Source organism: Tardiphaga sp. 20_F10_N6_6 (genome assembly GCF_052076045.1).
GTDB lineage: Bacteria > Pseudomonadota > Alphaproteobacteria > Rhizobiales > Xanthobacteraceae > Tardiphaga > Tardiphaga robiniae.
The window spans coordinates 1833059-1848512 of sequence record NZ_CP197239.1; the positions used below are offsets into that span (position 1 = coordinate 1833059).

Consider the following 15454-nt stretch of genomic DNA (forward strand, 5'->3'; position numbering starts at 1 on the left):
ACTCTCACAATCCTTGGTTGGAAGACTGAGCGTCCTGAGCGCAGGATGGACGTTCCGAAAGTCCTGCCACCTCTCCAGGGGTGGTGGGGCTTTTGCTGTCGTAGCCATTGGTATGCAGTAGCCGCACAAACTCATCCATGGACGCGTTCAGTCGCCTGGCGCGCTCTTCAGATTCGGGCGTTGAGGTGCTGCCGAAAAGCCGGGTGATGGATTCGCGAAAAGTCATGCGATTCCCCTTACTCATTGAGACGCGCTTTGGTCGCGCGAACGGCAAATTGGTTCAACTCGCCGCGGGGCTTATTTAACAGTTTAGCACACACGCCGCTTGACGGCGAATCACATGAAGGATTCTCTATCCCCGTTCAGGGAGGCGGAGATGGAAGACCACTTCACTCACCAGTATTTCAGCCGGCAGTGCTTCGAGCGACATCACGCACGCGAGGTTTTGGAGCGCGCCCTCTGCGCAGGCGCCCTACTCTTCGGCCTGACGGCCTCGTTCGCAGCCTGTCTGTTTATTTGATTATTTGACGCCCGTTCGCCTTCGGCGAACCTCCCACAGCCAGCCGCCCAAAGGCGTCAGCAGGCCGCTTGGAGACGCATTGGCGCTGACACGACGACGGAGCCAATTCTGCACTGTGCCCCGTTAGGCTTAACCCGCTGACGCGCTTGCACTAACGTCGCTCAATCTAAATGATGACGCCATGAGTTGGGTCGAAGAGCGCGATCGTTTAATCGCGGAGACATTGGCGTTTGTAAAAGAGGTCTCGGGCAACCAGCCCGAGCTGGCCGCGAAGTTGACCGTTGCGGTAGACGCCGAGATGAAAGCCGCTGAAAATCCGAAGCAGATCGTCCCGGAACCTGCGCAGCCGATGAAGCTGACTGATCTCCGGGAAGACATCCGCAATCGCGTTGCATCATTCAAGGCACGGCAACAGGAAATGCAGGACAAGCGGGAGGCCGATTATCAGGAGGTCATCGCAAAAGTCCGGGCTACCTTGGAACAACGTTCATAGGTTGAACCCACCGATGGCGAGCCGGTGCGAAAAGACCGTTTGGCCAGGTTATTGAAATGATGGTGCGCTTAGAGAGAGAAAGCTTGAACTTTCTGTTTGAGGTGCTTGAAGAGTGGGAGCGCCATCTCGCACAGCTCGCCCCTAGGGATCTGGAGTGCGATGGTGCGCATCTTCGACTATGAATTCAATGAGATAACGGCTGTCCGACGGTGAAGGTGGACAATCGGAAGTCCCCGCCGCCGTGCTCCTACAGCAGACATATGACGAGCGGCCGCAGTTGAGGGCCCAGACCTCAAACGGCTACGGAGGTGCCGGTCAACGAATTGGGTGAGCGGTTTCGGTCCGGGTTGCTGCGGCCGTCGCGGTCGTCATTGTCGTCCGCGGTGCTAGGACTCCCAGCTGATGCACAGAGGCCGTGGAGGTTGGCGCCGCCGACTGTTCCTGGACATTCGCGGCTCCCAGCACTCGAACTTGCACCGCCGATATCGGCAAATCCGCCGATTCATAGGTCGGCAACTCCGCAGCGAAGCCGGCAGTGCCACCCGAAATCGCGATCGCGGCGACGGCTGCGATCGATAAGGAAGTCATCTTCACTATTATTCTCCTCGTAGGATTCAATAAGCCAGCCTAGCCCCCTTTGCTGCATTGCAATAGATCATTGCTGCATTGCAACAATGCAGGTTCGCACATTGCGCCTTCCAGCCGGCTCTGGCGTCCCGCGCTAGCATCCGCTCGGCGCGGCCTCGCACGCCTCGGATCGAAGGCGCGATCCCCGGCTTAAGGGGGCAATATTGGGCTCTGACGCAATTTGGTGCAGGCGCATCACGGGGCGCCGATTAGTCGGGCTTGGAGCAAGTCGAGCTTGGCGCGTCCATACATCTGACTGACGCTTAACGAGCTTGAGCTTTGTTATCCGTCCCTCGGTCTGCCCGTTGGACCATGCCGATGTTATTGCAGCGCTGACGTCACGAGCGTTCCGGAAGGTCACCGCCCGTTCGCATCCGGACACGGCAAGACGTCGAGAGCCGCCTTCAGCCCGACGCCGCTGACACCGACTTTCAACATGTCGACCACCAACGATACGACCAGGTCGGTGGCATCCACAATGGCAAGGCCGCCATCCCGGACGTTGGAGATGCAGTTTCGCTTCGAATCCGGCGTGCCGATCGCGGGCGAATGGGTCAGGTAGATTCCGAGACTGTCGGCCGCCGAAAGGCCGGGACGTTCGCCTATGATCATGACTGACACCTTCGCGCCGATGATCGCCGCAATGGGATCTCCGATGGCGACGCGCGCCTGCGATGCCAGAACGATAGGCGCAATGGAAAGCTGCCGGGCCGACAGCCGTGCGACGATCGCCCTCGTCAGCGGCACCGCGTTGATGTCGATCGCGCTGGCGGAAAGGCCGTCGGCGAGAATGATCGCGACATCGCAGCCCGGCGTCATGCTTGCGAGCCGCTCTGCAACCTCGGCGGAGACAGTTCGGCCGAGATCGGGGCGACGGACATAGGTGGCACGATCGCCCGCCTTGCTGGCGACCTCGATGATACCCAGCCCGAGCTCATTCAGGCCGGCTTCGACCGAAGCCCAATCGACACTGGACCACACGGCCTGCCGTGCACGCGCGTGATCGAGCAGAAAGGACTGTGCCGCGCGTGTCGGCATGCCCGCTCCGAATCTGCCGAGAAGTACCCGTGCGTCCGTCATCTGCCGCAGATCGCGTGGCAGTGGGGATGTACGTTCTGGCTCCTTCGTCATGTCAGATCCCGAGTAATCTGGAATTCGCCATGTAGTCGGTCAACCGGGTTGGCGCGTCGATCAGGCGACCCGCCTCATCGGTCAAGCCGACCTCAACGAGCCAACGCTCGAACTCCGGCGCCGGCGGACGATTCAAGGTTTCCCGGCAATAAACGGCGTCGTGATGCGCGAGCGATTGATAGTTCAGCATCACGTCGTCGGCACCAGGCACCGTAATGACGAAATTGACATTGGCGGCGCAGAGCAGTGTGAGCAGCACATCCATATCTTCCTGGTCCGCATCCGCATGATTGGTGTAGCAGACGTCGACGCCCATCGGCAGGCCCAGCAGCTTGCCGCAGAAATGATCCTCGAGCCCGGCGCGGATGATCTGCTTGCCATTGAAGAGATATTCCGGGCCGATGAAGCCGACAACCGTGTTGACGAGCAGCGGATCGAACTCGCGCGCGACCGCATAGGCACGTACCTCCATCGTCTGCTGATCGACACCGAAATGCGCGTCGGCCGACATCGCCGTGCCCTGCCCCGTCTCGAAATACATCAGATGAGCATCCGCCGGACCACGCTTGAGGGCACGAACCGCCTCATAGGCCTCGCGCAACAGCGACAGACTGACGCCGAAGCCGTCATTCGCCTTTTGCGAACCGGCGACCGATTGGAACACGATATCCACCGGCGCCTTCGCGGCCATCGCCTTCATCGCTGTCGTCACGTGACCAAGGCAACAGGTCTGTGTCGGGATCGCTAGGCGCGTGCGCAATTCGTCGAGCAACGCGACGATGCGGACATAGTCCTCCACAGTATCGGTGGCCGGGTTGACCCCGATCACGGCATCGCCGGAACCCATCAGCAGCCCGTCGAGCGCCGATGCAGCGATGCCATAGGAGTCGTCGACGGGATGATTGGGTTGGTTGCGCGTGGATAGCCGTCCTTTCAGCCCGATGGTCGAACGAAATTTAGTGACGACCTCGCGCTTCGACGCGACCGAAATCAGATCCTGCAGGCGCATGATCTTGGACACTGCCGCGACCATTTCCGGCGTCAGGCCGAGTGTCAGATCCTCAAGTTGCTGCTGGGCGGTTTTGGGGGCGAGCAGCCATTCCCGGAACTCGCCGACGGTCAACGACGAGACGGCGGCGAAGGCAATCGGATCGTGCCTGTCCTGAATCAAACGCGAGACCTCGTCGGTCTCCGGCGGGATCAGCTCTTCAGTCAGGAATGTTTTGAGAGGCAGATCGGCCAGCGCGATCTGAGCTGCCAGCCGCTCCACCGGCCCGTCCGCGGCAATGCCGGCGAGCTGATCACCCGATCGCTCGGGCGTCGCCTTCGCCATCAGATCCTTTAGATCGTTGAAGCGGAAGACGGTGCCTTCGATAGTGGTTTTGTAAGGCATTTTCACTCGTTACCGCCGGATGAAGGCCAGCGCTTCCGCATGCAGCGCGGGTGTCGCGCTCGCCAGCACGCGCCCGTCCGAGCGGAGGGACAGTGGACACCCCTCCCAATCGGTCATGCAACCACCCGCACCTTGCACGACAGGAACCAGTGCCATGTAATCATAGGGGTGAAGCCCCGTTTCCAGAACGATGTCGCAATGCCCTGAGGCAAGCAATCCATAGATATAGCAGTCGCCACCAAAGCGACGCAGCCTCGTGCTCCGCGACAGTCGCTCATAGGTCTCGGCTTCCCCGTCGTGGAACATATCCGGTGACGTGGTGTAGAAGCGTGCCTCAGCAATCCGCTCGCAAGAGCTGGTCCGCGCCGCTTCGCCGTTGCAGTTGGTCAGTCCCGGCCTGGCGTTCCATCTCTCCCCCGTAAAGGGAATGTCGATCACTCCGCAGAACGGCTTCTCTTCATGAGAGAGCGCTATCAACGTCCCGAAAAGCGGGAAACCCGTGATGAAACTCTTGGTCCCGTCGATCGGGTCGATGATCCAGTTAAAGGCGCCGCGCGGCGTGCCGCCGGTTTCCTCGCCGATGATCCCGTGATCCGGAAAGCGCTGCTGGATCCTTTCTCTCAAATGCAGCTCGGCCGCGCGATCGGCGACCGTCACCGGACTGTCGTCAGGTTTGGAGATGACGTCCAGCGGACTGCGGAAATGCGACAGCAGAAGCGGTCGCACCGAATCCGCGAGTTCGGTGGCAAAAGCGAGATAGGCGTCGGCATCGTCTGCCACCAGGGCGTCCTCGAACATCAAAGTGCCTTCAGAAACGACGGCCATCGTGGATCCTGGATGATGGAGCGGGCGCGCATGTGTTTCCAGATCCCATACTTGTAGAAATCGAAATCCAGCGTCGAGACGCGATTCTGCACCATCGCCCAGGTGCTCCATTTGATGTCGGCGAGCGCCTTGTGAATCACGAAGCGTGCGTGCAGCCGCCGGTCGAAACGGCCGAAATAGGCTTCGATGATCTCCTGTTCGACATCCTCCGGAAAGAAGTGCTCGCTGCTCCAGATCGCAAGATCGTAGAGCCGTTCATTGTTTGAGGCATATTCGAAGTCAATCAGCTTGACCGATCCGTCATCGCCAACCAGGAAGTTGCCTGGCATGGGATCGTTGAAACATGGCACGAGATCCAGCCCCGATGCGTCCAGTGCTGCACGCGCCTGCTGATATTGACGATAGAGCCAAGTGTGATCCTCTGGCCAGTAGCCGCCGAGCTGCCTGACCTGATCATAGTGTTCATCGATCATGTCGAACACGGTCTTCGTCAATGGGAGCGGTTGAGCCCGGTGGAAGCGACGATAGATCTGCACCACGTTGGTGCGAAAACCCTGATCCACGGCATCGCGATGGGTCGATGCGCGGCGATCATCGAGGAATTCCGACACTTCGATGTCTAGATGATCGAGATAATCGAAAGTGCGCGGTCCGATATCGATCGCCTCCGCCTGCTTGCTCGCCGCCCGCGCGGCGTTGCGATCGATGAACATCTCCGTGCCGCGGCCGGGAATCTTGACGAAGTAGCCGACCGGATCGTCCTCGACCCTCACACAGAAATTGATGTTGCTGATTCCACCGGAGACCGGCGCGTAGGACAGGCGGCGCCCCTTCCAATGGGCGACCTGAATGATAGCCGCTTCGAGCGACCGTTCGGCATCCGATGTGCCAGCGCCTACTTCCATCATGGTTCTCGTCTCGCCTAGAGGGATCGCAAGCGCTGCCCGAAACCGGGATTCCCCAGCAGCATCCGGCAGCGCAGAAAACGCCAGCCCGCATATTTCAGGAATTCGACGCTGCGCAGCGGCGATCGAGCATGCTGCAGCAGACTGCGCAGCGCCCAGTACAGGTCGTCGGCAGCAGCATAGATCCGGCAACGACTGAAGGCTGTTTCGCTGAAATGCCCGTCATGCATTTCCAGCAGCGGCTTCATTTGGCTCTCGAACTGATAGAGCTCGTTCATCTGAACGCCGAGCTGATAATAGGGATCCATGTCGGCCGCCATGTCGAAATCCACCAGTATGATTGATCCATCCGGATCCAGCATCACATTGGAGGAATGCGGATCGCCATGTGCCGGCTTGTCGGTGACGCCCGCTGCGGAGATCGCCTCTCGCATCGCCGCCATCCATTCCAGCATCCAGTCCGTGTCAGCAGGCAGGTTCTCACCACTCTGCACGACGAGCGTTTTCAGCCTGTCGATGCCGTCGAACACCGACCATGACCGCCCGAATGGCGCGCCCGCCGCGATGGTTTTCTGCATCTCGATCAACCGGGTTGTCATCGGCGGCTGCATCAAGTCGTCGATCTTGGCCGCACGCCAGCCGTTTCCGAGTCGAGCAAAAAGCACCGCGCGCTGCTCGGCTGCACGTCCGACTGGTTCCGGCGAAAACGCGAGATCATTGAGCCTGCCTGCAGCGGCGAACGCGACATCGTCATCGACCAGCTCAGCCACTTCGTCATTTGCCAGGCGCAGGAAGTAGCTTGGTTCTGCGCCGCCGATCGCGACATCAAACGACTGCGACTCGACAGCCTGATAGGACGGCGACGCTACCGGCGACGTGCAGGCGACATAAGTCACCCGCGATGCATCGAGCACCGGAAGACTCACGATTGCACGTTCCACGCGTTGTTCGAGCAGAGAAACCGGATTCCCGAGCGCCTTCATGTCATGCCCCGTCCGTGTTGCCGAAGCTTTGCAGACCCTTGCAGGCGATCTCGTAGAGCATGTCCGCGAGGACCCGCGTGCCGAAGGCCTGATCCGCGGCGCTGGTGAATTCGGTGGGGTGATGAATGACGCCATCGCGCGAACGCACGGCCATCACGATGGACGGACAGACGGCCGATAGCGCAACGGCGTCGTGTCCGCCGATCGTATCCAGCGAACGCGCGGTCTCTCCGTGTGTTGCGGCCATCCGCTCGGCCAGCGCGATCAGCCCTGCATCGAAGCGGCCGGCCTTGCGACGATCAATTGCGCGAACCTCGTAGGCGACGCTGGCATTTGCCGCCGCCACCTCGATCCGGGCCAGCATCTTGGTTTCGGCTTCGGCGAGAATCTCCGGCGAGCCAGAGCGCAGCTCAATGAACAGAACGGCCTCCGACGGCACGGTGTTCGGTGAATTGGGAAATACTTCGAGCCGCCCGACGGAGGTGTGCAGGTCGAGGCCGTGCTCGCGCGAGATCTGCTTGAGATCGGCGATCAGATAGGCGGCTGCAAGCACCGCGTCCTTGCGTTCCGCCATCGGCGTCGCGCCCGTATGAGCCTGTCGGCCGAGAAATGCGAGGCGATATTTGGTAGCGCCCCAGAACTGGGTGAAGACACCAAACTTCTCTCCGGACTGAAACAGTGCCTTGTCACCCTCGATGTGAAGCTCGATCAAAGCGCTTGGCACGGCAATTTTGCTCGTGCCTGCATATCCGATTTCTACGAGCGACTGCCGCACCGAAATGCCGTCGCCGTCGACGCGGTCGAGCGCCCAATCAAGTTCAGCTGCGCCAGCGAACACGCTGCTACCGAGCAAGCTCGGCTGGAAACGAGCGCCCTCTTCGTTGGTCCAGTTCACCACCTGAAAATTGCAGAGCGACGACTTACCCTCGGCCTTGAGGCGCTGTGACACGGCGAGAACGGCCTCGCAGGCTGACACCACGCCGAGCGCGCCATCAAATCGACCGCCATTGGGCTGGCTGTCGATATGCGACCCGACCATGACCACCGGCGCATTTGCGCCTGCCAATATCAGGCTGCCGAACTGGTTGCCGATCGCATCGACCGCCTGTGTGAAGCCCTGAGCGGAAAACCAGCCCGCGAGCCAGTCCCGCGCCGCGCCATCCTCTTTCGACAATGTCAGCCGCGTCATGGCGCCGTCCGGTCCACCGCCGAAGACCGACAGTTCGTCCATCATCGCCTGCAGGCGGGCTTCGTCGATCGGTGCGTGGTCAGAGAGGGTGTCAGGCATAGATGATGTCCACTTTGGATTTCAGAAACTGGCTGGCGAAGTCCTTGGTCAGCGGTGCCCCGGTGATCACCGCATGCACATCCGAAAGGCCGAATGTGTGGATCGAACCGATGCGCCCGAATTTCGAACTGTCGGCGACGATGACGGCGCGCTTGGCCTGTGTGCGCGCAATCCGGCGGATGATCGCCTCGTCCTCGCCGTAGTCCATGAAGCCGCGCTCGGCATGCACCGCGCTGATGGCGATGATGGCGAGATCGAAGAAATGGTCCTTCATCGCGGCCACCGTCTCCGGTCCGAACGTCGCCTGGTATTCGGTCCGCAGTCGGCCGCCGAGCACGCGCACGCTGGGCGTCGGCTCCCGGTAGAAGTGGGCTGCGACAGCCAGTGAATTGCTGACGATGGTAAGATCCTTGCGTCCCTCGATATAGCGCAGGCAGGCGAGAGCCGTCGTTCCCTCGTCAATGAAGACCTTCATGCCGTGCTCAATCAGCGCTGCGGTGGCTTCGCCGATGCGTGCCTTCTCCTTGGCGCCTACCCGCAGACGTTCCGCAAACGGCTGATCGCTTTCCTGCCGATCGATGACGGCGCCGCCGTAAACCCGGCGGGCAAAACCCTGCGTCTCGAGCTCCCTGAGATCCCGCCTGATCGACTCGTGGCTGACCCTGAGTTGATCGACGAGATCCTTGACGTGAACACGTTGCTTGTGACGCAGCATTTCGCGGATCAATTCCAGGCGATGCTCCGTGAAACTCATGGACGTTCCTCGACTTCGATAGCTTTTGCAGGCTCTTGGCCCATGTCCTTATGCACGACCATCCTCAGGAATTGACCGGGACCGTCTCGCTGAAGCGAGCGGTTACGGCCGGCGGCACCACGAGATGGCAGGCGGCGAAATCCTGCCGCTCCCGCACCGTCAGGCTTGGCTGCGACTGGCTGCATTTGTCCATCGCTTGCGGACAGCGCGACCTGAAACTGCACCCTTCGGGAATATTGAGCGGGCTCGGCGGCTCGCCTTCCATTAGGCAGTCCTCCGGCCGGTAGCGCCGCTGTTCGAGCGTCGGCATCGCGCTGAGAAGCGCCTTCGTATAGGGATGCCCCGGATCGAAAAACAGCCGCTCGTTGTCGGCGAGTTCGAACACCTCGCCGAGATACATCACCGCCACACGGTTGCACGCCTTCCGCACCATCGCGAGATCGTGCGAGATATAGATGTAAGTGAGGTCGTATTCCTTCTGCAGCTTCTGGAACAGATCAAGAAGCTTGAACTGCTCGGCCTGGTCGAGGGACGACAAGGTTTCGTCCATGATCAGGATCTCGGGCTCCAGAACCAGCGCGCGTGCAACATTGATGCGCTGCCGCTGCCCCGCGCTCAGTCCCAACGGAAGCTCCTCATAGAGATCGACCGGAAGCCCGACCTCTCCCATCACCTTCAGCACGCGCGCGCGAATCTTTGCCTTGTCACGCCATCCGTGCGTTCGCAGCGGATCCTCCAGTATCTTGCCGACCGAGGTGCGAGGTGGCAGCGATCCGAACGGATCCTGCAGGACCATCTGCAGTTTCCCGCGGAATGCCAGCAGTTGCTTGCCTTTCAGATTTGCGATATCGGCCTCGCTGCACAGAATCTGGCCGGAACTCGGCAGTTCGAGCCGGCACAGCAGCCGCATCAGCGTGGATTTGCCGCAACCGGACTCGCCCACGATGGCAAAGCTGTCGCCGCGCCGGATGTCGAAGGTGACGTTGCGAACGGCGCGCACGAGATCGACCCCGCCGAAACCCGTCTTCTTGCGTACTTTGTAGCTCTGCGACGCATCACGCAGGCTTAGCACGACATCCCGGCGATCGTCGCGCGGCGCGGGCACGGGCGCGTCGATCCAGATTTTCGGGGTCTGGCTGACGAGATCGCGCGTATATGAATAGATCGGCTTTGCGATCAGATCCTCGGTCGACTGCTCCTCGACGATCCGGCCCTCATCCATCACCAGGATCCGCGAACATGCTTCGCGTACGACCGGCAACGACGAAGACACGAACAGGACGGCGGTGTCGAAACTAGTCGTCAGTTCCTTCATCAGCCGGATAACCTGCGCAGCCACGGTGACGTCGAGCGGCTGCGTGACGTTGTCCGCGACTAGCAAAGCCGGGTTTGTCACCAGCGCGTCCACGATCAGCGCACGTTGCATCATGCCGCCCGAAAAATGCGACGGATAGTCATGAAAGCGGCTTCGCGCCGAGGGGATGCGGACGGCGTCGAGCAGTTCGACGACCCGATCCTGCGCCTCCCGGCGTGAGACGTTGGGGACGACGGCACGCATCTTCTCCACGATCTGTGCACCCACCGACAGCGTCGGATCCAGCGCGCCCTGCGGGTTCGCACCCACGTAAGAAATCCGCTGGCGCAGTAGCCGCATGTCGGATCCGCGCATGGCGTAGAGGTCACGTCCTTCGAACAGCACCTCGCCGGATTGCTTCGCCAGCGGCTGCTCCAGCCAGTTGACGACGGTCTTCGAGAGCACGGTCTTGCCGCACCCGCTGGCGCCGACCACACCGACGATTTCACGTGGCGCGAGGCTCAGTGATACGTCGTTGAGGATGATTTTCGAGGAGCTGCGGCCGGCGGTGACCGTCACGTTCCTAAGTTCGAGAAGCGGCTCCGTCATCACTCCGAACCTCCATGAATGGTGCTGCGTGCGCGTTCGAGGGAGGCGCCCATCAGATTGATGCTGGTGAGCGTCAGGCCGAGAAAAAGGCCCGGCATGGTGGCGATCCACCAGGCATTGAGCAGATATTTGCGGCCGTCAGCGATGATGTTGCCGAATGTCGGCGTCGGCGGCTGGACGCCGAGGCCGAGAAAGCCAAGCGTCGATTCGAAGATCATCATGCGGGCCACGTCGAGAACCGACGTGAACAGCACCGGCGGCAAGAGCAGCGGCAGCAGCAGTGTCAGGATGATGCGGAGATCCGTCGATCCGCCGATCTTGGCGGCACGGACATATTCGCGTTGTCGCTCGGTCATGACGATGCTGCGCATGATGCGTGCATAGACCGGCCAGTTGGAGACGCCGAGCACCAGAATGATCGCCGGGATGGTGGGCCGCGACACGCCCAGAACCGCGATGGCGAGGATGATCATGGGAATGGAAAGCTGGGCATCGGTCAGCCGCATGATGATGGCGTCGGTCCGGTTGCCGAAATATCCCGCAATAGTGCCGAGCGCACAGCCTATGATCAGCGTCACGATGACCGACGCGACGCCGATCAGGAACGAATAGCGCAAGCCCACCAGCGAACGAACCAGCATGTCGCGGCCGATCTGGTCCGTTCCGAGCGGATAGGCCCAGCTCCAGTTGTTGCCGATGAAGAGCGGCGGCAGCAGCCGTGCCTTGATATTTATCTTGGTGGGGTCGATGCCGCTTAGCTCGGGGTAGAATGCCGCGGCGAACGCGAGGATGAGAAATATTCCCAGGCCCGCGCGAAAGCCGGGCATCGACGCTGCCCGGCTGAAAATTCGGCGAGCAATGGAGCGTTGCGATGTAACGGGCGCAATGGGCGCTGCGGTGGCGGTGACGATGGACATCAGTATTCCAGCCTCGGATCCATGGCGGTGGCAGCGAGATCGACGACGATATTGATGAGCACGAAGATGGCGCTGGTCACGATCGCGATGCCCTGGATCAGCGGGAAATCACGTTGCAGCACGGCGTTGATCGTCAGCAGGCCGAGACCGGGATAGTCGAAGATGTATTCGACGATGATGACTCCGCCGAGCAGGCTGGAGAACTGGATTCCCAGCAGGTTGAGCAGCGGCACCGACGCGTTGCGCAGCGCATGGTTGGCGATGATGCGGCTGCGGCTAAGGCCGCGCACATGACCTACCGCCACATAGGGTTCGGTCATTTGCGCCGACACCGAACTCACCAGCGTTCGGATCAGCACCGGCGACAACTCCACCGCAAGCACGATGGCCGGCAGGATCGTATAGGCGAAGCCGCGATAGCCGATCGCCGGCAGCCAACCGAGCTTGACGGAGAACAGCAGCGCCAGAACGATGCCCAGCCAGAAATTCGGCAGTGAGATGAAGACGGACGACACGTAGAATGCGAGCTTGTCCGGCCATCGCCCGATCGCGAGGCCGCCGGCGATCCCCACGATCCCTGAAAACACCAGCGCGATCACCAGAGTCACCGCAGCGAGCTGCAGCGTCATGGGCAGAACTTCCATGATGAGGCCGAGAACAGAAGCCCGCTCACCACGCGTCGTGTCGTTGAAGTTCGCCCCGCCGGTCGAGGCTCCGTTGGCGGGCCGCACGAAGGACTGGCCGAGATCGCCGCGGACGACGCCATACATGTAGCGGCCGAACTGCACCAGGATCGGATCGCGCAAGCCCATGTCGGTTGCGATCTTCTCGATCAGCGCTTCGGGCGCCATGCCTCCCGCCATCAGCCGTACGGGATCGCCCGGTACGACCCTCAGCAATGTGAAGATCAGCAGCGAAACGAGAAAGATAATGACGACTCCCTGAGCAAGGCGCCGCATAAGAAAATTCAGAATGAACATTCAAAGCTCCAAGAAAGCCAGGCATGGCTGCGCACCGCATCATTGCAGTGCGCAGCGGTCACTCCTGGTCATGCAACGGGCTTGGATGCGTCCATGGATCCATCCGGATAGATATACATGCCTTCGAAATCCTTCTGCATCGCGTGGATCATGACCGACGTGAACAGCGGGAGCGCTGGCATTTTTGAAGCGAGCAAGGGCATCGTTTCGGTTTGCAGGATCTTCTTGCGCTCTTCGAGCGTCGCCGCGCTGCGTTCCTTGTCGAGGCTTGCATCGATGGCAGGATCCTCGATGCCGCAGATGCGGTGCGACGACGAATGGAAGTGGGTGCGCAGGACCAGATCGGGCTCCGGCGAGCCCGTCGACCAGCCGCAATCGACCATATGGCCGGGACCGCCGCCCGGACGATGATAGAGCCGCTCGTTCCAGGCGGCCGGCTCGAGCACCGTCAGGCTGACATTGAAGCCCTGCTCGTTGAGCATCGCGGTGATGACCTCGCCATATTCCTTGGTCTTCGGGTAGAAGCCGACCGATGTGATATATTCGAGCGGCGGCAATCCCTTGCCGTTCGGGAAGCCTGCCTCGGCAAGCAACGCCTGGGATTTCTTCGGATCAAATTTCGGATAGTTTTCGAGATCGACGTAACCGAACTTCACGGGCGAGACGAAGTTCGACGATGCGTGGCCGGCCGATCCCAGCACTTCGAGAATGAGGTCGCGATTGATGGCGTGACAGGCGGCGAGGCGGATGCGCGGATCGTTGAACGGCGGCTTCGAGCAGCGGAACCACAGATATTTGTTCTCGACCGACACCACGCGATTGATGCGGATATTGGCGTTGCCCTTGACTGTATCGACCTGCTCGGGCTCCAGTCGCTCGACGATCGAGGCCTGACCGTTCATCAGCGCGAGCATCCGCGTGGTGGAATCGCCGGTGAATGTGAAGTTGATGCCGGCGATGGCAGGCTTGCCTTTGAAATAGCCGTCATAGGCCTTCATCACGGTGTCATTGCCGCGCTGCTCGACGAAGCGGAACGGCCCGGTGCCGTTAAGCCGCTGCGGCAACACGCCACCGGGACCGGCCGCGATGTCCTTCGCCGACATGATCGGCAGGAACGCCGCCAGGAACATGAAGAGATGTGCGGGATAGCCGCCCTTCGACGTATCGACGATCACTGTGTAGTCGTCCGGCGTCTCGATCTTCAGCGTTTCTGTCGGGCCGGGATACCACTGCGCCGGGCGATCCGCGCGCGATCCATATTCGAATGTGGCCTTAACGTCTTCCGCCTTGAACGGCTTGCCGTCATGGAAGGTCACGCCCTGGCGCAGCTTGATCTGCAGGCGATTGGGATCGAGCAGCTTGATGTCGGTCGCCAGTTCGTAGATCACCTCGCCGGGATTATCGAGCTTCATTGGCGTGCGGGTGAGAAAGCCCATCACGAAGCCTTCGATGTTCTTCTGCGACAGCGTCGTGTGCGCGGTCGGATCCCAATTGCCCGTGATGTTTTCGGCCGACAGAAAGCTCATGGTCTTGCCGGCTTGGGCATGAGCCTTTGAGATGAAGAAGTCCGGATCGATCTGCGCATAGCCAGCGGCGACTGCAGCGCCGGCAGCTCCCTTCAGAAAGTAGCGACGGTCAAATTGTGTAGGCATAGCCATCTCCTGTTTCCGCAAACCGGACAATCGGTCAAAACGGTCATGCAGGAGCTGTGCCATCTTCAAAAATAGCGAAAACCAGATGATATTTTGTGTGTTTTTTGACCGTTGTTCGAAGCCATAGATGACTGCGACATCGTTTGCCTGATTTTCGAAGAGCGAACGGCTATCTCTTAGGCATCGGCTATGACGATCTCATCGCCGACATGATGCAGCTATTAGCACCATGTTCCAACAGCGACATCCACCACGGAACTCCCCCAATGACTTAAAAGGCAATTTCAGTGACATAAGCGTCGTTAAATTTGCTCGGCATGGTGCAACATTTCTTGGGCAATCAGCGCTTAGCCATGCTCCGGCGATATACGACGTCCGCTTTGCGCCAGAAGCAGTCATAGGCACAGCTCTGCACCTTAAGTCAGCAGCCCGAAAGCGTGGTTACCCCTGGCGTCGCTGTGGCACCCGTGGCATTGGCAGCCGCCATCATGCCGGGGGCGGCAAGGTTCATCGAGACGGTCTCGTTGCAGGCCGTCGCGTTCGGTGTAGGCATCGTCGCCGACGGGGCGATACTGGTGTCGCCGAGGATGGCAGTCAGCGCCTCAAGCGTGCCGGGCAGGACGCTGGAAATCAGCGGAGTCGTGAGCGGCAACGATGAGGGGTCGCTTGGGCTGGTATTCCCGTTCAGGATACAGCTGCTGGAGTCCAGCGGGCTACCAACCGGCGTGGTCGGGGTGGCCGTACCGGTCGCGCTACCGAGATTCGTCGTCGAGATCGTTCCCAGTGCGGCGGCGGGCGTCGCCGCACTTGGCGCTGTGGTTGGCGCGCAATTGATAACGGTGCCCGGCGTTGTCGGATCCGACGCCAGCGGCACCGGAGCCAGGCTGGTATCTGCCGCCCCCGGACGCGTCGCCGCGGAGAACGGACTCGGGCCGTTGAGCGGCGAGGAAACCATTGTACCAGGAGTGGTCGGAAGCCCCATCGACGTCGTGCCCATGGTCGAGACCTGCGCCAGAACCGCATCGCAGCCCAACAGCGATAGCATCAAAACGCCTAACAGTCGCACCATGGCTACGTTTCCTT

Annotated in this window: 14 protein-coding genes; 1 reads left to right on the plus strand and 13 read right to left on the minus strand. The window is 60.7% G+C overall.

What is annotated here, in order from left to right:
• Nucleotides 1-4: 4 nt before the first annotated feature.
• Complete coding sequence (locus AB7813_RS09020; protein ID WP_141137104.1) at nucleotides 5-226, minus strand: hypothetical protein; 222 nt, start codon at nucleotides 224-226, stop codon at nucleotides 5-7.
• A 475-nt stretch (nucleotides 227-701) separates the two neighbouring features.
• Between AB7813_RS09020 and AB7813_RS09025 the strand changes: the two genes are divergently transcribed.
• The gene (locus AB7813_RS09025) at nucleotides 702-1013 is read left to right on the plus strand and encodes a hypothetical protein (protein WP_184518050.1); all 312 of its coding nucleotides are present in this window, start codon (nucleotides 702-704) and stop codon (nucleotides 1011-1013) included.
• A gap of 984 nt (nucleotides 1014-1997) precedes the next feature.
• Here AB7813_RS09025 and eutC read toward each other — a convergent pair.
• From eutC to AB7813_RS09085, 12 genes are all read right to left on the minus strand, one after another.
• Nucleotides 1998-2771, minus strand: a complete 774-nt coding sequence (gene eutC / locus AB7813_RS09030; protein ID WP_439064268.1) for an ethanolamine ammonia-lyase subunit EutC — start codon at nucleotides 2769-2771, stop codon at nucleotides 1998-2000.
• Between the two features lies 1 nt (nucleotide 2772).
• Nucleotides 2773-4164 (minus strand): ethanolamine ammonia-lyase subunit EutB, encoded by a 1392-nt coding sequence (gene eutB / locus AB7813_RS09035; protein ID WP_439064269.1) that lies wholly within the window; start codon nucleotides 4162-4164, stop codon nucleotides 2773-2775.
• A gap of 9 nt (nucleotides 4165-4173) precedes the next feature.
• Nucleotides 4174-4962, minus strand: coding sequence for a histidinol-phosphatase (gene hisN / locus AB7813_RS09040; protein WP_439064647.1), 789 nt, complete (start codon nucleotides 4960-4962; stop codon nucleotides 4174-4176).
• Complete coding sequence (locus tag AB7813_RS09045) at nucleotides 4962-5897, minus strand: phosphotransferase (protein ID WP_439064270.1); 936 nt, start codon at nucleotides 5895-5897, stop codon at nucleotides 4962-4964. Before AB7813_RS09045 ends, hisN begins: the two co-directional genes overlap by 1 nt.
• Before the next feature lie 14 nt (nucleotides 5898-5911).
• Nucleotides 5912-6877, minus strand: coding sequence for a phosphotransferase family protein (locus AB7813_RS09050; protein ID WP_439064271.1), 966 nt, complete (start codon nucleotides 6875-6877; stop codon nucleotides 5912-5914).
• A gap of 1 nt (nucleotide 6878) precedes the next feature.
• On the minus strand, nucleotides 6879-8165 hold the full coding sequence (locus AB7813_RS09055) for a Zn-dependent hydrolase (protein WP_441228078.1): 1287 nt from the start codon (nucleotides 8163-8165) through the stop codon (nucleotides 6879-6881).
• Nucleotides 8158-8919 (minus strand): DeoR/GlpR family DNA-binding transcription regulator, encoded by a 762-nt coding sequence (locus tag AB7813_RS09060; protein WP_116661694.1) that lies wholly within the window; start codon nucleotides 8917-8919, stop codon nucleotides 8158-8160. The genes AB7813_RS09055 and AB7813_RS09060 overlap by 8 nt, the downstream gene beginning before the upstream one ends.
• Nucleotides 8920-8983: 64 nt before the next feature.
• On the minus strand, nucleotides 8984-10822 hold the full coding sequence (locus AB7813_RS09065) for an ABC transporter ATP-binding protein (protein ID WP_441228079.1): 1839 nt from the start codon (nucleotides 10820-10822) through the stop codon (nucleotides 8984-8986).
• Nucleotides 10822-11739, minus strand: a complete 918-nt coding sequence (locus AB7813_RS09070; protein ID WP_439064273.1) for an ABC transporter permease — start codon at nucleotides 11737-11739, stop codon at nucleotides 10822-10824. Before AB7813_RS09070 ends, AB7813_RS09065 begins: the two co-directional genes overlap by 1 nt.
• Nucleotides 11739-12719, minus strand: coding sequence for an ABC transporter permease (locus tag AB7813_RS09075; protein WP_175367975.1), 981 nt, complete (start codon nucleotides 12717-12719; stop codon nucleotides 11739-11741). The genes AB7813_RS09070 and AB7813_RS09075 overlap by 1 nt, the downstream gene beginning before the upstream one ends.
• A 68-nt stretch (nucleotides 12720-12787) precedes the next feature.
• Nucleotides 12788-14371, minus strand: a complete 1584-nt coding sequence (locus AB7813_RS09080; protein WP_120292964.1) for an ABC transporter substrate-binding protein — start codon at nucleotides 14369-14371, stop codon at nucleotides 12788-12790.
• A gap of 421 nt (nucleotides 14372-14792) precedes the next feature.
• The gene (locus AB7813_RS09085) at nucleotides 14793-15440 is read right to left on the minus strand and encodes a hypothetical protein (protein ID WP_439064275.1); all 648 of its coding nucleotides are present in this window, start codon (nucleotides 15438-15440) and stop codon (nucleotides 14793-14795) included.
• Between the last annotated feature and the right edge of the window lie 14 nt (nucleotides 15441-15454).